The organism is Halomonas sp. BC2 (genome assembly GCF_002078115.1).
Taxonomy (GTDB): domain Bacteria; phylum Pseudomonadota; class Gammaproteobacteria; order Pseudomonadales; family Halomonadaceae; genus Vreelandella; species Vreelandella stevensii.
Map to the genome: position 1 here is coordinate 103,115 of NZ_LFGT01000001.1, position 18,097 is coordinate 121,211.

Here is an 18,097-nt window from a genome sequence, read left to right on the forward strand (position 1 = left end):
CGAGTTGAGCTCGCCGTCAATATGAGTGAATGTGGTTGCGACTTACGCGGAAGCCGCCGATAGCGTAATGCTTTGAATGGGTAGCTGAACGGGCAGCTTGATGGGAGCAGTGTCGGCGAGGTGCGCCAGGGTGACGCTCTCCAGCAGCGTACGAATGGCCAGGGATACGCGCTGCCAGTTGTCGGCCACACCGCAGGTAGCCACCAGGTCGCACTCGCCTTCCGCCTGGCTGCACTCGGTCATGGCCACGGGGCCTTCGATGGCGCTGATGATATCGGCGGCGGTAATCCGCGAGGCGGGGCGTGCCAGCCGATACCCGCCCTGAGCACCGCGCTGGGACTCCAGCAACCCGGCCTTGACCAGCATTTTAAGCGTCTTGCTCACAGTCGGGTGCGGCAGCTGAACGGCTTCGGCCAGATCGGCGGCGGCATGGGAAGTGTTCGGATGGCGCGCAATTTGCGCCATCACCACCGCCGCATAGTCGGTCAGCCGAGAAAGCTTGAGCATGGTGACTCCCGTGTGTGATGACCCGTGTGATTTAAAGGCTTACCCGTCAATTGGGGACCATTTTAGTCCTGTATAAAAATGATGTGAAGCCCTTCTGCAAAATCCTTCGCAAAAGTCACCACTTCGTGACACGTTCGCCGCTGATAACATCAAAAAAGCCAATCATTCTCATTCATAAAAGCTATGACAGTCTGTCAAGAAAACGCCCGCGAACTGATCGCAGGCGTTGGGGGTCAGGCTTTCTTGACGAACATGGACTTCAATTTCATCGGGCCAATGCCGTCTATCTTGCAGTCGATGTCGTGATCACCGGACACCAGGCGGATGTTCTTGACCCGCGTTCCCACTTTGACCACCAGCGAGCTGCCCTTCACCTTGAGATCCTTGATCACGGTCACCGTGTCGCCATCGACCAGCGGGTTGCCGTTGGCATCCCGGATACCGGAGCTGGCTGATTCGGTTTCCTCTTCACCACTTTTCGACCACTCATGGCCACACTCCGGGCACACGAATTGCAGGCCGTCGTCATAGGTGAATTCAGAGGCGCAGGCGGGACAGTTGGGAAGGTCACTCATGCAAAGGCTCCATCGCTATCGGGTCATCTACTGGACGCAGAAAGCAGTGGAGCCTACACGGCTTGGGCACAATGCTCCAGCCTGAAGAGAGAGGTCAGTCGCGCTGATAGGTACCGACCAGCCGATTCATGCCCAGCAGGTGCGGCTCGACGGCACGCAGCAGCTCGGGCAGCGTCAGCCCTTCGGGAAGCGTGGTTGCCTGGTCCAGCGCCAGTACCCAGAAATAGTAGAGGTGGCTACCATGGCCTTCCGGGGGCATTGGGCCGCCATAGCCGGGCTTGCCGAAATCGGACATGCCCACGGTTCCTTGGGTGGTATTCTCTTCCAGCGACGTCATATCGCCCGGCAAGTTATACAGCACCCAATGTACGAAACCGTAGCTGCCCTCTTTCACCAACGGGGCATCGGGATCGTGACAGATCACCGCATAGCCCTGGGTTCCTTCAGGTGCACCCTGCCAGGCCAGGTCGGGTGAGATGTCCTCGCCTTCACCGGTGTGTTTGGCGGGAATGGCCTGATGCTGGCCAAAGGCGGTGCTGCTGACCTGCATGGAAGATAGTGCAAATCCCATTGTCATCTCCAAGTCGTCGTTCGTAGGTTCAACTCATCAATGTAGCCAGGCCCTTAACCTAAATCCAACGCCGCCGCATGACGCTGCTGCCACTCTTCGACGAGGCGCCGATTGTCGGCATTCATGCGCTCGTCCAGCACCCCCGGCAGCTGCACGGACTCGCCGCGGGTCTTGAAAGTGATCAGCGGATCTTGCGTGGCCAGGTGCAGGGCATATAGCACCAGCATCAGCTCGTAGGCATCCTGAGTATTGAGCCTGGCCAGCAGAAGTGGCACTGCGGGCGCCCCGATCTCACCCAGCCGCTCAGCGGCGATGTACCAGGGGCGAGGGTTATCCGGACCACCATATTGCGAAACGAAACTGCGGTCTGCCAAGCGGCTGACATAGTAAGCCGCTTCTTCTTCAGGGCTGGCCAGCAGCGGCGGCACCCAATCCGTGACCGGCGAGGTGGACGCACGCGTGGCCGAGGGTGTCACGGGCGATACCGCAGGCTCCATCGTCGAAGGAGACTCCCCTGCGCTACTGGAGGGCGAGGACTGGCCTGCACACCCCACCAACAGCAGCACGGCTGCCCATGCTGCCGCTTTCCCCACGCGCTTCCCCGCCACCTTCCCTACTCTCTTCCCCACGCTCCTGGCCTGCAGATACATGACTCGCTTCCCTTGTTGAGCTTTCAACAGATTGTCCCTTTATCTTGATACTCGTCCCATGCCTGGACCCGGAGTGAAGTAAATCCTGGCATGAGCTCTTGCCCGAGGAGAATCCATAGCTCAGATAGTTTACCCATACGCCACGGCCGCTCACGGCATGCGAGAAGCCTGGATTCATAAAATAAACGTAGCACTTTAAATCACACGGTAGAAGCGCTGCATCATCAATCGCCGATCACGGCGATGAAGCAATGCCAAAAGGCGGGGTGCCCTGCGTTCCCAGCGCTCGGTGGGATCCAGGGTACAGACGGGCGCTGACTTTAACGGCGGTCCAGCTGGCAATTCACCTTGCCGCCGCAACTATTTAAAAAACATGTTTTTTGTGACCTTATAGTACAATTGTTTTTAAAAATTCAAAATCGACATATCGCAAAAAATTTAGCAAAATGCTAATTTGTAAACCATGAGTACACCTAAAGAAAAAAAGCTAAAGAAAGTGCTTGAAGCCATCCCGTCAGGGTTCATGGTCGATACCGCATGGCTCGAACGCCACGGTATCAGCCGTTTCCTTGCGCGGAAGTACGTTGTTAACGGCTGGCTTGAGCGCGTTAACCGCGGCGTTTTCCGGCGCCCTGCGCCGAACGCAACAACCTCTGGCGCAATCGATTGGAAAACTTGCCTGCTTTCCATGCAGCATATTATGCGCCATAACATCCATGTGGGTGGCACAACGGCACTTGCCCAACAGGGCTACGATCACTACCTGCGTCTAGGTAGCAGTGCGCCTGTCTGGGTATATGGCAACGCCACACCCAACTGGCTAAGCAAACTGCCACTGAACGCCCCCATCGTGACTCGCAACACTTCACTATTCGCTGACCCGTCCGTCGGGCTTGCCAGAAACAACATCAACGCCGAAGACACGCTGCCATGGGACTGGATGCTCAACATGTCGGCACCCGAACGGGCGATTATGGAAGCCATGGACGAATTGCCCGACCATGAGAGTTTTCATAACCTTGATATGCTATTCGAGAGCTTGACGACACTGCGGCCAAAAACAGTGGCAGCGTTGCTGCACAGTTGCAAGAAGATCAAGGTCAAGCGGTTGTTCTTTGTCTTTGCGGATCGCCATGACCACCCTTGGCGCAAGCGTCTCGATCCTGCAGAGTTCAACCTTGGCAGTGGCGACCGCGCACTGTTAAAAGGGGGCAAGATACATCCGCGCTATCGCATCATGGTGCCGGAAGCGTTTGTAAAGGCGGAGGTAAATGATGGCGCGTGAAACCTATGAAGCGCAGGTCGCGCTCCTCGTGCGCATTCTCCCGCATGTGGCGCAGGAGGATGTATTCGCGCTGAAGGGAGGCACCGCGATCAATCTGTTCTATCGAGACCTTCCACGCTTGTCAGTCGATATTGACCTGACCTACCTTCCGGTGAAAGATAGAAACGACAGCCTTTCCGAAATCAATGACGCGATGGATCGCATCGCGGCTGCCATTGAAGGCCGTATCGCCGGAGCCAAAACACAGCGTATAAAGGGCGGAGGCAGTGGCGCCACTCGTGTTCTTGCTCGCACGGGCGGCGTTGAAATCAAGATCGAAACCTCGCCAGTCACACGCGGCGTCGTACATGATCCTGAAACGCTCTCCATCGCCAGCGCCGTTGAAGATGAGTTCGGTTATGCCGATATGCAAATCGTCTCTTTCGAAGATCTATTCGGCGGCAAGCTACACGCCGCCTTGGATCGCCAGCATCCGCGCGATCTTTTTGATGTGAAGCTGCTCTACGATAACGAAGGCCTGACGGACGACCTATTTCGGACCTTTCTGATCTACATTGCGAGTTCGTCACGCCCCGCTCACGAACTGCTGAACCCTAACTTGCTCGATATTGACAAGCCTTATGCCCAAGAATTTGAGGGCATGACCAGGGCTCACCTCAGCCTCGATGAACTCTTGCACACGCGTAAACGTTTGATTACAGACATTCAGTCACGTTTCGATGAGAGCACCAAGCGATTCTTGCTAAGCCTACATGACGGTGCGCCCGATTTTGATGCCATTGATCGCCCTCAGGCGGCGGGCCTGCCAGCTGTGCGCTGGAAGCTCGTTAATCTGGAAAAGCTGAAAAACGAAAACGCGGCCAAACATGCCGAACAGCGTCATGAGCTGAAAGTGCTGCTGGGATAAGGAGTGCAGGGCGGAATCTTGAAGCTCTGGCTTCCCGGCCTGCCATTCTGTCATCCCTGTACATCGCCAATCGCCACTGCGCAGGTCCTTGCCATGAAACAGCTATTAATCGTCGCTCACGCCCCTTCCGTCAATACCCAGGCCTTGAGGGAAGCTGCCAGACGAGGGGCAGAGCACCCCAATCTCGAGCATGTCGTCTGTACGGTGAAAACTCCCTTCGAAGCAGGCCCCGCCGACCTGCTGGCCTGCGATGCCGTTCTGCTCGGCACCACCGAAAACCTCGGCTACATGAGCGGTGCCCTGAAGGATTTTTTCGACCGTAGCTACTACCCAGTACTGGATGAGAAGCAGGGCTTGCCCTGCGCGCTCTACATTCGCGCTGGCCACGATGGCACGGGCACCCAGCGAGCCGTGGAAAGCATCGTGACCGGGCTGCGCTGGCGCTGGGTTCAGCAACCGGTGGTCTTACGAGGCGAGTGGCAGGAGACATTTGCCACACAGGTCGAGGAGCTGGCCATGACGCTAGCGGCCGGGCTGGATAGCGGCATGTTTTGATGCCGTATTAGCGCCCCCTTCCAAACGGCAAAACGGCACCCTAAGGTGCCGTTTTGCGATCACATGGCTGCCGGGCGGTTATTTCAAACGCTCGAACACCGTGGCAACGCCCTGGCCCATACCGATACACATGGTCGCCAAACCCAAGGTGGTATCGCGCTGCTGCATCACGTTGAGCAGCGTGGTACAGATCCGCGAACCGGAGCAGCCCAGCGGGTGGCCCAAGGCAATGGCACCGCCGTTCAGGTTGACCTTTTCGTCCATGGCATCGAGGAAGCCCAGGTCCTTGAGCACCGGCAGCCCTTGGGCAGCAAACGCCTCGTTGAGCTCGACGGTTTGAATATCCGCTGCCGACAGGCCAGCGGCTTTCAAGGCCTTTTTGGACGCGGGTACCGGGCCGTAGCCCATGATGGAGGCATCACAGCCTGCCACACCGGTCGACAGCACGCGGGCAATCGGCTCCAGCCCCAGCGCCTGGGCACGCTCGTAGCTCATCACTGCCATGGCGGAGGCCCCCACCGACAGCGCCGATGAAGTACCGGCCGTGACGGTGCCACTGCGAGGGTCGAACACCGGCTTCAGGTTGGCCATGGACTCCAGGCTGGCATCGGCACGGATCACTTCGTCGTTCTTCACCAATACCTTGAAGCCGCGCTGGTCGTGGCCTTCGACACCGATGATCTCGTTATCGAAGTAGCCCTTCTCCATGGCTGCCTGGGCGCGCTGATGCGAGCGTACGCCGAACTTGTCCTGGTCTTCACGGGAGATGCCGTGCATCTTGCCCAGCAGTTCGGCGGTCAGGCCCATCATCATGGCCGCCTTGGCAGCGTACTTGCTGGCTGCCGGGTTCACGTCCACGCCGTGGGCCATGGGCACGTGCTCCATGTGCTCCACGCCACCAATCACATAGAAGTCGCCCATGCCGGCCTTGATGTTGGCCGCCGCAATATGCAGCGCGGTCATCGAGGAGCCACACAGACGGTTCACCGTTTGCGCAGGCACGCTACGGGGAATGCCGGTCATGATCGCCGCGTTGCGGGCAATGTTCATGGACTGTTCCAGGGTCTGGTTGACGCAGCCCCAGATCACATCGTCCACTTCCGACGGGTCCAGATTGGGGTTCCGGCTGAACAGCGCCTGCATCACGGCAGCGGACAGGTTCTCGGCACGTACGTTACGGAAAGCGCCGTTCTTTGCTTTTGCCATGGCGGTACGAACACCGTCCACCACCACGATATCTCTCGGATTCAAACTCATCATATTTCTCCTGTGGGTGGTGACTTAGGCCTGAGCGCTTGCCGTGTTGCCCGCGTAGAACTGCTCGTTGTTCTGAGCCATGGCGCGCAGTTTCTCGGTAGGTGCGTAGAGCGGTCCCAACTCTTCGGCCAAACGGTCGGCCAGGGCGACGAACTCGGCCACGCCCAGCGCATCGATGTAGCGCAGCGCGCCACCGCGGAAGGGCGGGAAGCCAATGCCGTAAATCAGTGCCATATCGGCTTCTGCGGGCGTCTCGACGATGCCGTCTTCCAGACAACGTACGGTCTCCAGGCACAGCGGCACCATCATGCGCGCCACGATGTCTTCGTCGGAAAACTCTTTCTGCTCTTTCACGACGTCTTTCACAAGGGCATGGGCCTGCTCATCGCTGACCTTCTTCGGCTTGCCCTTCTTGTCCTCTTCGTAGGCGTAGAAGCCCTTGTCGTTCTTCTGGCCCAGGCGCTGGTTGTCATACATCACCTGTATGGCGGTTTTGCCTTCACGCGCCATGCGGTCAGGGAAGCCTTCGGCCATTACCTCGTTGGCGTGCACGGCGGTATCCATGCCGACCACGTCCAGCAGGTAGGCCGGGCCCATGGGCCAGCCAAACTTCTCCATGACCTTATCGACACGCTGGAAGTCGGCCCCTTGCTCTACCAGGAAGCTGAAGCCGCCGAAGTAAGGGAACAGCACGCGGTTGACCAGAAAGCCCGGGCAGTCGTTGACCACGATGGGCGTCTTGCCCATGGCGCGGGCGTAAGCCACGGTGGCGGCCACGGCGGCGTCGGAGGTTTTCTCGCCACGAATGACTTCCACCAGCGGCATGCGGTGCACGGGGTTGAAGAAGTGCATACCGCAGAAGTTTTCCGGGCGCTTGAGGTTCTTCGCCAGACGGTTGATCGAAATGGTGGACGTGTTGGAGGTAAGAATCGTGTTCTCACCCACCATGCCCTCTACTTCGGTCAACACCGCATCCTTGACGTTGGGGTTTTCCACCACCGCCTCGACCACCAGATCGACATTGCCGAAATCACCGTAAGAGAGCGTCGGGCGGATGTTGGAGAGTTTCTCGGCCATTTGCTCAGTGGTGAGCTTCTTGCGCTCCACCTGCTTGGAAAACAGTTTGCGAGCCTCTTTCAGGCCAAGCTCGATGGCATCGTCCTTGATGTCTTTCATCAGGATCGGAGTGCCTTTGCTGGCACTCTGGTAGGCGATACCGCCACCCATGATGCCAGCACCTAGCACGGCAGTCTGCTTGACCGGCTGAGACTGCTTCTCGTACTTACTGCCTTTCTTCTTGACCACCTGATCGTTGAGGAACAGCCCCACCAGGTTGAAGGCAACGCTGCTCAGCGCCAGCTTGGCGAAGGACTTGGCTTCGATGGCCTGGGCACGCGCACGGGTTTCTCCGGCCCCTTTCTGAATGACCTTGATGGCTTCCACGGGTGCCGGGTAGTGCGGGCCTGCTTTACCGGCCACATAGCCTTTGGCGGTTTCGAAGGCCATCATCTGCTCGATGGCATTGAGCTTCAGCGGAGAGGTTTTCTCTTCGCGGCGGGCCTGGTAATCCAGCTCACCGGCATTGGCGCGATCGAGGATGTCCAGCGCTGCCTCTTCCAGCAGCTCATGGGCAACGGCGGCGTCAACGGCGCCTACTTTCAAGGCGGCATCGGCACGGTTTTCGGTGCCACCGGCAATCCACTCCACGGCGTTATCTGCCCCGATCAGACGCGGCAGGCGCACGCAGCCACCCCAGCCTGGCAGAATGCCTAGCTTGGTTTCCGGCAGGCCAATCTTGGCTTTCTCGCTCATCACGCGATAGTCGGTGGTCAACAGCACTTCACAGCCGCCGCCCAGCGCCAGACCATTGATCGCCGTCACGGTGGGATACGGCAGGTCTTCGATGGCGTTGAAGATATCGTGGACCTTGAGGTTCATCTCCACCAGGTACGCTTCGCCCTTGTCGAACAGGCTATGGAATTCAGTAATGTCGGCACCGACGATAAACACGTCCTTGGCACTGCGGATCATCAGACCTTGCACACCACTTGCGGCCTGCAGCGCCTTGACCGCGTCTCCCAGCTCCGCCACCACGGCACTGGAAAGCTTGTTGACGGACTCATCTTTCAGGTCGAAAGTGAGCACCGCGACATCATTGCCACCCTGGGTGTCACGACGCTCCACCGTGATGGCATTGCCTTGATAGATCATTCGCGCTCTCTCCACATAGTGTCGGGCAGGTTAGCTTCGGCGAACCCGCCGCGCATTCATACGGTCGTTTGATTGCCTTAGCTTGGTGGAGTTGCTCGAGTACGTCAACCCCTGACTTTTGGCTAATCCAGCCCTCAGCATAGTCCTTGTGGGGACCTTTCATGAATCTCGGCAGCCATCAGCGGCTGCCATCATTTTTGCGTTTTTGTTCTGCAGACTGCGACGTATGCGAAAATTAGTGCGTATGCTAAGGAATCATCACACTTCACGATTGAATCGAGCGATCACACGATGGGCACTTTATTGAATCCCGCCCGGACACGGGCCGTACAGGCCTGGGTCGAGCGTCTTGTAGAGCGCCTGAAACCATGGAGTTGGCTGTGGCCGCCCATGGCATTTGCAGCAGGCCTGGGCAGTTTTTTTCTGGTGGATCGTCAGCAGTGGCTGGGAGTGGCCCTGGCGGTGGGGCTGCTGGTGGCTTGGCTTCTGCTGCTGTCGGAAAGCCTGGTCGGGCGGCTGCTGGCCAGCCGCGGCCACCCTACCCTGCCCAAGGGCATTGCCTCTTTCATTGCCCAGATGATTCACCAGGAGACACTATTTTTCACCCTGCCGTTCATCCTGATCACCACGGTGTGGAATAGCGGGCAGACGCTGTTTGCCCTGCTGGTCATGGCCATGGCCGTGCTATCGATCATCGACCCACTGTATTACAAGCTGGCCGGACGATGGCGCAGCCTGTACTTCATGTTTCATGCGCAATGCGTCTTTCTGGTGCTGCTGGTGATCTTGCCGATCATGCTGCATCTGACCACCCGGCAAAGCCTCCTGCTGGCGCTGGTGCTCACCGTCCTGGTGGCCCTGCCCAGCTTCTGGCATCTGCTGAAGCAACGCAGCCTGGCGCGCTGGTGTGGTTTTCTTGCCTTGACCATGGTGCTGGCCTACGGCGCCTGGCTTGGCCGCGTCTGGGTGCCCCCCGCCAGCCTGTGGATGACGGGCAGCGCGCTATCGCCTGCTTTCGATACCCAGCAGCGCGTGCCCCAGGGTACCACTCCGCTGACTCCCGAGGCCCTGCGCACCCATGGGCTCTATGTATATACCGCCATTCGCGCACCACGCGGCTTGAGCGAAACCATTTATCATGTCTGGCATCATAATGGTACGCCCATGGACCGTATTGCCCTGACTATCAACGGCGGCCGTGAACAGGGGTATCGCGCCTGGAGCCATAAACGCAACTTCCCTGAAAACCCCGCAGGGGATTGGCGAGTCGACATCATGACCGAAGGAGGACAACGATTGGGGCTGATCCGCTTCACGGTCTCGGATGACGAGCAGCAGGCCTCCATGGCCGACAGCACCATTCAGCGCAGCGGATTAAGCGCGCTCAATTTACGGCGATTCGTGGCAGGCAGCCGTTCTGACCAGCAGGCCCCAGACGCCGCCGATTAGCATAACGCCTTGCATTCAGCGGCGCAGCTTATGACAATTCGCCCACTCACATTTTCTGGTAGCTAGCGACTATGGCTTCAACTATTGGTTTTCGTATTGCCCGATTGCCCCATTTATGGCGCTCCATCATCGACCGCAGGCTAGCACCGCTGGGGCTGACCCAAACGCGCTGGGTCACGCTTTATCACTTGTGGAAGCTCGGCGAAGGCAACCCGCAGTGCTATCTGGCGCGGGCCATTGGCGTCGAGGCACCTTCGCTGGTGCGCACGCTGGGGCAGCTGGAAGAGCAGGGGCTGGTGGAGCGGCGCGCCTGTGACACTGACCGTCGCAGCAAGCGCATTTATCTCACCCCGGCGGCGATGCCGCTGCTGGAACAGATCGACAGCGTAGTGCTCGCCGCCCGCAAGGAGATCTTCGCCGGGCTGAGCGACAGCGACCTGATCCAGTTGGACCAGTGGCTGGCGCAAATTGAATCCAATGGTCTGGCCATGCAGGCCAGAGACCAGGACAAGCCGACGGTATGATCCCCCGGCGGCCGCGAACAGCTATCTCGTCAGGACAGCTATCTCGTCAGGAGGGTCGACCGCCTGACGACAGCGCCTTGCCTGGGGGGCGGTCTGACAGGCCGCCCAGCGACACTTTCAAGGTCATGATATCGCCCAGGTAGCTGGTAAAGCGTTCGGCGGTTTGTGATTCCCACCACCATAGCGTCAAGGCGTACGAGTTGCACTCCAGCACCAGCGCATCCTGGGGCAAACGCTCCAGCAAGGTGCGCAGCGTGGCGTCGGCGCTCTCCGGTAGCGGTCGCAGCGGCGCAATACGCCACCGCCAGCCAGCATGAAAGGCTTCCAGTGCCGCGCTGGCATGGCTATCGCGCACCAGAACGAAATCCGGCCCCGGCGTCTCCTGGCCAAACCGCCACCGATAGGCTGGCATGGTGCCTTTGAAATGATGCAGCGGCGGCACGGCCATCTTGATGGTCACCCCCTGCTGCCGCGCACTGTCGCGTAGCGCCATCTGGCGCTTCTGGCGGGGGCTGGGCTTGAGCCACATCACCGGCGCCATCACGAACAGCAGAATCAGAACAATCACCAACCATTCCATTTAGCCACCTCTTGCATTGCCGTGCAGGGCAACGATTGCAAAAAACCATGATCCAGGTCGTTGTGCAGCGCCACTACCCGGCCTAAAGTAAGGTTATCTAACGAAGCTTCTCTTTGTTAAATACCACCAAGGAGATACGCCATGAGCTATCACCACATTCTGGTCGCCGTCGACCTCACCAAGGACTCGCACAAGATCCTTGAACGCGCCGTGGCGATTGCCGAACGCAATAACGGCGCCAAGCTCTCGATCATGCACACGCTGGAGCCGCTGGGCTTCGCCTACGGTGGCGATATACCCATGGACCTGACCAGCATTCAGGACCAGCTGGACGATCACGCGAAAAAACGCTTGGCAGACATTGCCGCTCCGCACGTCGAGCCCGCCGACCAGCACGTGGTGGTGGGCATGCCCGATACCGAGATCCATCGCTTTGCCGATGAGCACAATGTGGATCTCATCGTGGTGGGTTCCCACGGCCGCCACGGCTTTGCCCTGCTGCTGGGCTCTACCTCTACCGGCGTGCTGCATGGCGCCCAGTGCGACGTGCTGGCCGTGCGCGTCGGCAAGAAAGGCGAAAAAAGCGACGAGTGATCGGCCATGACCGACCCTAACGCCAAAGGCCCCTTACGGGGCCTTTTTTATAGTGCCTTGCAGGCTATTCGCCGTTCGCCATCGCCTCCAGCTCCATCCAGCGCTCCATTGCCGTTTCCAGCGACTGCTGCACTTTTTCCAGGGCTTGCAGCCTGGCAGTCACGGCGGTGGCTTCCTGCTGGTAAAACCCCGGATCGCCCACTTCCTGCTCAAGCGTCTCGACTGCCTGCTCCAGTCGCTCTATTTCGGCAGGCAGCGCATCCAGCTCTCGCTGCAGCTTGTAGGAGAGCTTCACGGACTTCCTGGCTGGCTCGTTGACGGGTTTTTCGACCACTTCTGGTGCAGGTACCGATGTCGGCTCCGTCTGCTGGCGGGCAGCACCCTCCCAGGGGGCTGGGGGCAGCTTGCCACCTTGTCGAATCCAGTCGGTGTAGCCACCCACGTACTCGCGCACGCGCCCTTCCCCTTCGAAGGCCAGCATGCTGGTCACCACGTTGTCCATGAAGGTACGGTCGTGGGAAACAAGCAGCAGCGTGCCATCGAAGTCGAGCAGCAGCTCTTCGAGCAGCTCAAGGGTTTCCATGTCCAGGTCGTTGGTGGGCTCATCGAGCACCAGCACGTTGGCAGGCTGCGTAAACAGCTTGGCCAGCAGCAGGCGGTTGGACTCGCCCCCCGACAGCGCCTTGACCGGCTGACGCACACGATCCGGCGTGAACAGGAAATCCTGCAAGTAGCTCATCACATGGCGGTCCTTGCCGCCGACAGTGACCCGATCACTGCCCTGCGCCACGTTGTCGTAAACGGTTTTCTCCAGCTCCAGCCCCGCCCGAAGCTGGTCAAAGTAGGCCACCTTCAGGTTGGTGCCCAGCTGCACGCTGCCTTCGCTTGGAGCAAGCTCTCCCAGCAGGATTTTCAACAGCGTGGTCTTGCCCGCGCCATTGCGACCCAGGAAACCGATACGGTCGCCGCGCATGACTTCCAGATTGACGTTGCGCAAGATGGTGTCGTCGCCAAAATACTGGCTAACGCCCTTGAGCTCGACCACCCGCTTGCCCGTGCGCTCGCCGCTGTCCACGGTCAGGTTGGCGGTGCCCTGGCGCTCACGGCGCTGGCTGCGCTCATTGCGCATCGCTTCCAGAGCCCGCACGCGCCCTTCGTTACGGGTTCGGCGCGCCTTGATTCCTTGACGGATCCAGGTCTCCTCCTGGGCCAGCTTCTTGTCGAACAACGCATTTTCACGCGATTCGATTTCCAGCTCGTGCTGCTTGCGCTCTTGATACTCCGCGTACACGCCGGGGTAGCGGCCCAGCTTGCCACGGTCCAGTTCCAGAATATGGGTGGCCAACTTCGACAGAAAGGCACGGTCGTGGGTGATCAGCAGCACGGCGCCATTGAACGCCAGCAGTTGCTCTTCCAGCCACGCAATCGTATCCAGATCCAGGTGGTTGGTGGGCTCATCCAGCAGCAGCAAGTCCGGCTCCGACACCAGCGCCCTGGCCAGCGCCACGCGACGACGCCAGCCACCGGAAAGCACGCTCATCTCTGCTTCGGGCGGCAGGCCCAGGCGCGTCAGCACCACGTCGATACGCTGATGGAACGACCAGCCATCAATCGCTTCCAGCCGCGTTTGCAGCGTGGCCATGCGGTTCATGTCCGGGTCGGGGTCGTTGATCAGATGCTGGTATTCCGACAGCAGCTCGCCCGCTTCGGGCAGCCCCTGGGCCACCATGTCAAAAATCGTCATGCCCGATGATTCAGGCAGCTCCTGGGCCAGCACGCCGATTTTCAGCCCCGGCGCGCGCCAGATGGTGCCGTCGTCCGCCTGGATGTCGCCTGCCACGAGTTTCAACAGGGTGGATTTACCGGTGCCGTTGCGCCCGACCAGCGCCAACCGCTCGCCCTTTTCAACCGTGAGGTCGGCGCGATTCAATAGTACCTGGGTGCCGTAAGCGAGTTGCAGCTGTTCGAGTCGTAACAGGGTCACGCAGTGTCCTCCTTCGTCGTGAGGCGCACAGTGTAACGCATGGATCCCTGTAACGGTGCACTCATATAGAGCCCGACGGTACAACGTGCTAACGTCCAGCGTGAAAGGGGCAACGCCTACGGCTGTCTTGTGGCACTTACAGGGTAGAAAAGCGTGACCGTTACCGTCTCCATGCACTTTGTCAACGAGCTGTTTCGTGGCCTGGCTCCCACCGGGCAAGTGGCCACGCGTTATTTGATGCTGTCTGGCATTTCCCCGTTCTTGCTCGAGGCTCCCAATGGCCGTGTAACGGTGGAACAGTTTGCCCAGCTTTACCGGCTTCTGGCGGTGGAGTTCGACGATGAGACGCCCGGTTTTTTCTCTCGGCCGCTGCGCTGCGGCACCCTCAAGCTGCTGTGCCTCAGCATGCTGGATGCTCCCACGCTGCGTATCGCACTACATCGCTACACCCAGTTTTTTCGTATTGTGCTGGATGACTTTGGCTATTGTTTTTCCGTGGAGGGCGACCTGGCTCGTATGGCCCTCGAGGAGCACAAACCGCTTCAGGGTAGCCACATTCTGGTGCATGAGCTGATGTTGAAGCTCTTTCACGGCATTGCTTCCTGGCTGATCGCGCGAAAAATCCCGCCCATATTGATGGAGTGCAGCTATCCGCAACCCGCCCATCAAGCTGACTATCTCTATTTTTATCCAGGCAAGGTGACCTTCAACCAGCCGAAAACGGCGGTCTATTTCGATACGGCTTTTCTGGAACATCCCGTCCGACAACGTAAGCAGCACCTCGGGGCTTTTTTGCAGCGTGCGCCAGCAGACTGGTTTTATGTCTCTTTCGAAGACCGTATCGCCACCCATCGCGTGCGGGAGTACCTGCACCGCCACCGACTCTCTTCCAGCACCATTCACGACGTGGCCAATGCGCTGCACGTGTCCGTCCGTACCTTGTCGCGCCACTTGCAGGCAGAGGGCACCCACTTTCAGGCGGTAAAGGACGAGTATCGGCGGGACGTGGCCATTCAGGTATTGACCCGCAGCAGGGAGCCGCTCTCCGCGCTGGCCGACACCCTCGGCTTCGAGGACCAGGCCTGCTTCAGCCGAGCCTTCAAGCAATGGACCGGCAATTCGCCTGCCGCCTACCGCAAAGCGCAGACAGCAGGCACCACGCTCTGAGCCGCTAGATCTCCGTGCGGATACGTTTTTTATCCAGCTTGCCTACGCTGGTCTTGGGTATTTCATCGACGAAACGTATCAATGACGGCACTCCCCAACGGTTGAGCTTGCCCTGCGCCACGAATTGCTCCATGAACCCCTGAATCGCCTCGAAGGTAGGCGGCCGATTGAGGTCGCTGGGTACGACGAGCGCTGCGGGACGCTCCCCCCACTTGTCATCCGCCACGCCGATGACCGCCACTTCAGCGACGCCGGGGCATTGACTGATATAACTTTCCAGCTCCAGGGAGGACAGCCATTCGCCGCCGGTCTTGATGACGTCCTTGATGCGATCACTAATGGCCAAAAAGCCATGCGCATCCAGCGACCCCACATCCCCGGTGTGTAACCAACCCTCTCGCCATAGCTCTTCGCTACGCGTCTCTTCCTTGTAGTAAGCCTGGGTGAGCCAGGGCGCTTGTACACGGACTTCCCCCACACTCTGGCCATCATGAGGAAGCGGTTGACCGTCCACATCGACCACCTGCAGCCGCACGAACGGCACCGGAAGGCCGGCCTTGCAGCGCCAGGGGAGTTGGCTTTCGAAGTCAGCCTCCGCGACCTCCTTCGGCAAGATATCGGCGGTGAGCAGAGGACACGTTTCCGACATGCCGTAAGCGCTGCGGGTGTCGATCCCCAACGCCCAGGCACGGCTTGCCAACGCCTGGGTCAAGGCGCTGCCTCCGACCAGCACTTTCCAGCCGGTCAAATCGACCTTTTTCGTCGCGACGGCCTCCGCGCTCACCACCATATTGAGCAGTGTCGGTACGCAGTGAGAAAAATCGACCTTTTCACTAACCAGCAGCTTCACCAGCATCTCCGGCTCGTATTTGCCCGGGTACACTTGCGTCGCGCCCAGCAGCGTGGCGGTGTAAGGGACGCCCCAGGCATGTACGTGAAACATCGGCGTAATGGGCATATACACCTTGTCTCGGTTCAACAGCTCGAAGCCAGGCGCCTGGAACGTGCTAGCCTCGCCCAGCGTGTGCAACACCAGCTGACGGTGAGTAAAGAACACCCCTTTCGGGTTGCCGGTCGTGCCGGTCGTGTAGAACAGCGTGGCCACGCCATTTTCATCGAACGTGGGGAAATCATAATGGCTGGGCTGGTCAGCCAGCAGGGCCTCGAACTCCCCCACCAGTGGCAGCGACGTCGAAACGTCACGGCGCTCTTCCTGACAAAGCACGTAGCCACGAATATCGGGCAGTTGCTGCGCCAGCGACTCCAGCAGAGGCACGAAGTCCTCATGCACCAGCACGAAGACGTCTTCCGCATGCTGCATGGTGTAGAGAATCTGTTCGGGTGCCAGGCGGACGTTCACCGTGTGCAGCACCGCACCTATCATGGGAATGGCGAAGAAGCATTCCAGATAGCGGTGGCTGTCCCAATCCATCACCGCCACCACATCTCCTGCCTGCACTCCCTGCGCCGTCAACAGATGGGCCAGTTGATGGACTCGCTCTTGAAAACGACGGTAGTCGTGACGGCCTTGATCGCGGTACACGATCTGATTATTGCCCGCCATGCGAACGCCAGACTCCAACAGATCCTTGATCAGCATGGGAGGGTTGGTGGCGGAGGATGTCGAAGGAAGCAGTTTTGGCGTTATCGTCGGCATAAAACGTACCTTTGATTGTTGTTGGATGTCTGGGGCAACCTAGGTTTTGAGCTAGGTGTTTATGGCGCACCCGAAAGCTATCTGGTCGATACCGAGGGCACTATTCGTTACAAACATACAGGTTACATAACTTCTGAAGATGTTGAGCGAGTCATCCAGGAAGTCGAGAAGTGGAAACGATAAAACGGCTCTTAAGACGCAATAATTTTTGTTGATGACTCCAACAGTAACGATTGATTAAGGAAGATATATGCTGCAATACCCTCAAATCGACCCGATCGCCATCGCCATAGGCCCTCTTCAGATTCACTGGTATGGCTTAATGTATGTAATCGGGCTAGTGGCCGCTTGGTGGTTGGGTCGGCGTCGCGCCCACCGACTCGGCCTAAGCCACGATGATATAGGCGACCTGATCTTCTACGCCGCCATCGGCATCATCGTTGGCGGCCGCCTTGGCTATGCACTGTTTTACGGGCTCGAACAACTGCAAGCCAACCCCCTTTGGTTACTAAAAATCTGGGAAGGAGGCATGAGCTTTCATGGCGGCCTTGCCGGTGTGTTAGTGGCTGCCTGGCTGTTTGCTCGCAAACATCAACTGGCTTTTATTCAACTGACCGACTTCATTGCTCCGTTAGTCCCCATCGGCCTGGGAGCGGGTCGCCTCGGGAACTTCATCAATCACGAGTTACCGGGGAGAGTTAGTGATGTACCTTGGGCAATGGTGTTTCCATCCATGATGGGGCTGGGCTCTGAGCCACGACATCCTTCGGCTCTCTACGAGTTTGCCCTTGAAGGTGTCGTGTTGTTTGCCGTGCTGTGGTGGCTATCGCGCCGACCACGTCAGCGGGGCCTCATCTCTGGGCTGTTCCTGCTTCTGTATGGAGCCTTCCGTTTCATCGTAGAGTTCGTGCGCCTCCCCGACCCTCAGTTGGGATTCATCGCTTTTGGCTGGTTAACCATGGGGCAGCTACTGACACTACCAATGATCGTCGCGGGCTTTGCTCTGGTCGCTTGGTCCAGAGGTCAGCCAATGGATAAGCCAAAGGCGGCGTTAAACTCATGAAACAAGTCTTCGCTTTTCTAACGGTGGCACTCTTTATAGTCACCCCGGTAGCGGCACGTGAAGTGATATTTGAGGTTGGTGACAAAAGTTCCCCTTTTAACCGTTCGCCCCAACGTGACTTTCTACCGGCTAAAGAAGCCTTCCGAACCACCGCCTGGCGAGACGATGATCGAGTTTATATCGGCTTCACCGCCGCCGAAAATTACTACCTTCACCGGCATCAGTTCGCGATTGAGAGTCTCTCTCAAGATATCAATTTCGGTGAGTTGGCTTTGCCTCCTGGCGAGCCAATGTCGCACGCGTCTTTAGGGAACATTAACGTTTTCTACGATCAGGTGTTGGTGAGTGCGCCCATAGAGGCGAGCGACACCGTTACCGGGCCGCTGGCCATCATGGTGACCTTTCAGGGCTGTTCCGACCAAGGACTCTGCTATCCACCCGAACAGGTCGAAATCGTATCACCGTACGGTTCGCCTCCGGCGGCCTTCACCATCAGCCCCTCCCGTGATACGGCGGGTAGCTCCAAAGGTGCCCCTTAACCCGCCTTATTCATGAGGTCGA

General features: G+C 58.7%; 18 protein-coding genes and 1 pseudogene. 10 read left to right on the plus strand and 9 right to left on the minus strand.

Features of this window, described 5'->3' with window-relative positions; genetic code table 11:
* Positions 1 to 42 precede the first annotated feature (42 nt).
* The 4 genes from B7L71_RS00470 to B7L71_RS00485 all read right to left on the minus strand — a co-directional run bounded on the left by B7L71_RS00470 (position 43) and on the right by B7L71_RS00485 (position 2,261).
* Entirely contained in the window at positions 43 to 507 is a 465-nt protein-coding gene (locus B7L71_RS00470) for an SUF system Fe-S cluster assembly regulator (RefSeq protein ID WP_016914269.1), read from the minus strand.
* 233 nt (positions 508 to 740) lie between these two features.
* Positions 741 to 1,082 carry a zinc ribbon domain-containing protein YjdM gene (locus tag B7L71_RS00475; RefSeq protein ID WP_081135120.1) on the minus strand — a complete coding sequence of 114 codons (342 nt, stop codon included), beginning with the start codon at positions 1,080 to 1,082 and terminating at the stop codon, positions 741 to 743.
* Positions 1,083 to 1,176: 94 nt separating this feature from the next.
* A complete protein-coding gene (locus B7L71_RS00480) occupies positions 1,177 to 1,653 on the minus strand; it encodes a YbhB/YbcL family Raf kinase inhibitor-like protein (protein WP_026001743.1) in 477 nt (158 codons plus the stop codon).
* 53 nt (positions 1,654 to 1,706) lie between these two features.
* A complete protein-coding gene (locus B7L71_RS00485) occupies positions 1,707 to 2,261 on the minus strand; it encodes a hypothetical protein (protein ID WP_081135122.1) in 555 nt (184 codons plus the stop codon).
* Positions 2,262 to 2,766: 505 nt separating this feature from the next.
* Here B7L71_RS00485 and B7L71_RS00490 point away from each other — a divergent pair.
* From B7L71_RS00490 to B7L71_RS00500, 3 genes are all read left to right on the plus strand, one after another.
* Positions 2,767 to 3,588 carry a type IV toxin-antitoxin system AbiEi family antitoxin gene (locus B7L71_RS00490; RefSeq protein WP_016914273.1) on the plus strand — a complete coding sequence of 274 codons (822 nt, stop codon included), beginning with the start codon at positions 2,767 to 2,769 and terminating at the stop codon, positions 3,586 to 3,588.
* Complete coding sequence (locus B7L71_RS00495) at positions 3,575 to 4,495, plus strand: nucleotidyl transferase AbiEii/AbiGii toxin family protein (RefSeq protein ID WP_232710865.1); 921 nt, start codon at positions 3,575 to 3,577, stop codon at positions 4,493 to 4,495. The genes B7L71_RS00490 and B7L71_RS00495 overlap by 14 nt, the downstream gene beginning before the upstream one ends.
* 93 nt (positions 4,496 to 4,588) lie before the next feature.
* Positions 4,589 to 5,050, plus strand: a complete 462-nt coding sequence (locus B7L71_RS00500) for a flavodoxin family protein (RefSeq protein ID WP_081135125.1) — start codon at positions 4,589 to 4,591, stop codon at positions 5,048 to 5,050.
* 78 nt (positions 5,051 to 5,128) lie between these two features.
* Here B7L71_RS00500 and fadA read toward each other — a convergent pair whose 3' ends face one another.
* On the minus strand, positions 5,129 to 6,307 hold the full coding sequence (gene fadA, locus B7L71_RS00505) for an acetyl-CoA C-acyltransferase FadA (protein WP_052196417.1): 1,179 nt from the start codon (positions 6,305 to 6,307) through the stop codon (positions 5,129 to 5,131).
* Positions 6,308 to 6,331: 24 nt separating this feature from the next.
* Positions 6,332 to 8,518, minus strand: coding sequence for a fatty acid oxidation complex subunit alpha FadB (gene fadB / locus B7L71_RS00510; RefSeq protein WP_081135128.1), 2,187 nt, complete (start codon positions 8,516 to 8,518; stop codon positions 6,332 to 6,334).
* Positions 8,519 to 8,809: 291 nt separating this feature from the next.
* Between fadB and B7L71_RS00515 the strand changes: the two genes are divergently transcribed.
* Both B7L71_RS00515 and slyA read left to right on the plus strand, forming a co-directional pair.
* Positions 8,810 to 9,967 (plus strand): DUF5924 family protein, encoded by a 1,158-nt coding sequence (locus tag B7L71_RS00515; RefSeq protein ID WP_081135131.1) that lies wholly within the window; start codon positions 8,810 to 8,812, stop codon positions 9,965 to 9,967.
* A gap of 71 nt (positions 9,968 to 10,038) precedes the next feature.
* Positions 10,039 to 10,491 (plus strand): transcriptional regulator SlyA, encoded by a 453-nt coding sequence (gene slyA, locus B7L71_RS00520; protein WP_081135134.1) that lies wholly within the window; start codon positions 10,039 to 10,041, stop codon positions 10,489 to 10,491.
* 46 nt (positions 10,492 to 10,537) lie between these two features.
* Here slyA and B7L71_RS00525 read toward each other — a convergent pair whose 3' ends face one another.
* Positions 10,538 to 11,071 (minus strand): preprotein translocase subunit YajC, encoded by a 534-nt coding sequence (locus B7L71_RS00525; protein ID WP_081135137.1) that lies wholly within the window; start codon positions 11,069 to 11,071, stop codon positions 10,538 to 10,540.
* Positions 11,072 to 11,212: 141 nt separating this feature from the next.
* Here B7L71_RS00525 and B7L71_RS00530 point away from each other — a divergent pair, with 141 nt between their 5' ends.
* Positions 11,213 to 11,665, plus strand: coding sequence for a universal stress protein (locus B7L71_RS00530; protein WP_016914281.1), 453 nt, complete (start codon positions 11,213 to 11,215; stop codon positions 11,663 to 11,665).
* Positions 11,666 to 11,729: 64 nt separating this feature from the next.
* Here B7L71_RS00530 and B7L71_RS00535 read toward each other — a convergent pair whose 3' ends face one another.
* Positions 11,730 to 13,649 (minus strand): ATP-binding cassette domain-containing protein, encoded by a 1,920-nt coding sequence (locus tag B7L71_RS00535; RefSeq protein WP_081135139.1) that lies wholly within the window; start codon positions 13,647 to 13,649, stop codon positions 11,730 to 11,732.
* A gap of 153 nt (positions 13,650 to 13,802) precedes the next feature.
* Between B7L71_RS00535 and B7L71_RS00540 the strand changes: the two genes are divergently transcribed.
* Positions 13,803 to 14,816 carry an AraC family transcriptional regulator gene (locus B7L71_RS00540; protein ID WP_081135141.1) on the plus strand — a complete coding sequence of 338 codons (1,014 nt, stop codon included), beginning with the start codon at positions 13,803 to 13,805 and terminating at the stop codon, positions 14,814 to 14,816.
* Between the two features lie 4 nt (positions 14,817 to 14,820).
* On the opposite strand, the gene B7L71_RS00545 is transcribed toward B7L71_RS00540, so the two are convergent.
* On the minus strand, positions 14,821 to 16,473 hold the full coding sequence (locus B7L71_RS00545) for a fatty acid--CoA ligase (RefSeq protein ID WP_081135144.1): 1,653 nt from the start codon (positions 16,471 to 16,473) through the stop codon (positions 14,821 to 14,823).
* Positions 16,474 to 16,491: 18 nt separating this feature from the next.
* Here B7L71_RS00545 and B7L71_RS17490 point away from each other — a divergent pair.
* The 3 genes and pseudogenes from B7L71_RS17490 to B7L71_RS00560 form a co-directional block, all read left to right on the plus strand.
* A pseudogene (locus B7L71_RS17490) lies at positions 16,492 to 16,656 on the plus strand (DsbE family thiol:disulfide interchange protein); the annotation flags it as partial.
* A gap of 67 nt (positions 16,657 to 16,723) precedes the next feature.
* A complete protein-coding gene (gene lgt, locus B7L71_RS00555) occupies positions 16,724 to 17,536 on the plus strand; it encodes a prolipoprotein diacylglyceryl transferase (RefSeq protein ID WP_054641623.1) in 813 nt (270 codons plus the stop codon).
* Complete coding sequence (locus B7L71_RS00560; RefSeq protein ID WP_081135146.1) at positions 17,533 to 18,075, plus strand: protein-disulfide reductase DsbD domain-containing protein; 543 nt, start codon at positions 17,533 to 17,535, stop codon at positions 18,073 to 18,075. The genes lgt and B7L71_RS00560 overlap by 4 nt, the downstream gene beginning before the upstream one ends.
* The last annotated feature ends 22 nt before the right edge of the window (positions 18,076 to 18,097 follow it).

Bases quoted from the DNA above. Each gene is read 5' to 3' on its own strand.
- B7L71_RS00515 (WP_081135131.1), top strand. From the start codon at position 8,810: ATGGGCACTTTATTGAATCCCGCCCGGACACGGGCCGTACAGGCCTGG.
- B7L71_RS00475 (WP_081135120.1), bottom strand. From the start codon at position 1,082: ATGAGTGACCTTCCCAACTGTCCCGCCTGCGCCTCTGAATTCACCTAT.
- lgt (WP_054641623.1), top strand. From the start codon at position 16,724: ATGCTGCAATACCCTCAAATCGACCCGATCGCCATCGCCATAGGCCCT.
- B7L71_RS00490 (WP_016914273.1), top strand. From the start codon at position 2,767: ATGAGTACACCTAAAGAAAAAAAGCTAAAGAAAGTGCTTGAAGCCATC.
- B7L71_RS00560 (WP_081135146.1), top strand. From the start codon at position 17,533: ATGAAACAAGTCTTCGCTTTTCTAACGGTGGCACTCTTTATAGTCACC.
- B7L71_RS00470 (WP_016914269.1), bottom strand. From the start codon at position 507: ATGCTCAAGCTTTCTCGGCTGACCGACTATGCGGCGGTGGTGATGGCG.
- B7L71_RS00480 (WP_026001743.1), bottom strand. From the start codon at position 1,653: ATGGGATTTGCACTATCTTCCATGCAGGTCAGCAGCACCGCCTTTGGC.
- B7L71_RS00530 (WP_016914281.1), top strand. From the start codon at position 11,213: ATGAGCTATCACCACATTCTGGTCGCCGTCGACCTCACCAAGGACTCG.
- B7L71_RS00495 (WP_232710865.1), top strand. From the start codon at position 3,575: ATGATGGCGCGTGAAACCTATGAAGCGCAGGTCGCGCTCCTCGTGCGC.
- B7L71_RS00500 (WP_081135125.1), top strand. From the start codon at position 4,589: ATGAAACAGCTATTAATCGTCGCTCACGCCCCTTCCGTCAATACCCAG.
- B7L71_RS00545 (WP_081135144.1), bottom strand. From the start codon at position 16,473: ATGCCGACGATAACGCCAAAACTGCTTCCTTCGACATCCTCCGCCACC.
- slyA (WP_081135134.1), top strand. From the start codon at position 10,039: ATGGCTTCAACTATTGGTTTTCGTATTGCCCGATTGCCCCATTTATGG.
- fadB (WP_081135128.1), bottom strand. From the start codon at position 8,518: ATGATCTATCAAGGCAATGCCATCACGGTGGAGCGTCGTGACACCCAG.
- fadA (WP_052196417.1), bottom strand. From the start codon at position 6,307: ATGAGTTTGAATCCGAGAGATATCGTGGTGGTGGACGGTGTTCGTACC.
- B7L71_RS00525 (WP_081135137.1), bottom strand. From the start codon at position 11,071: ATGGAATGGTTGGTGATTGTTCTGATTCTGCTGTTCGTGATGGCGCCG.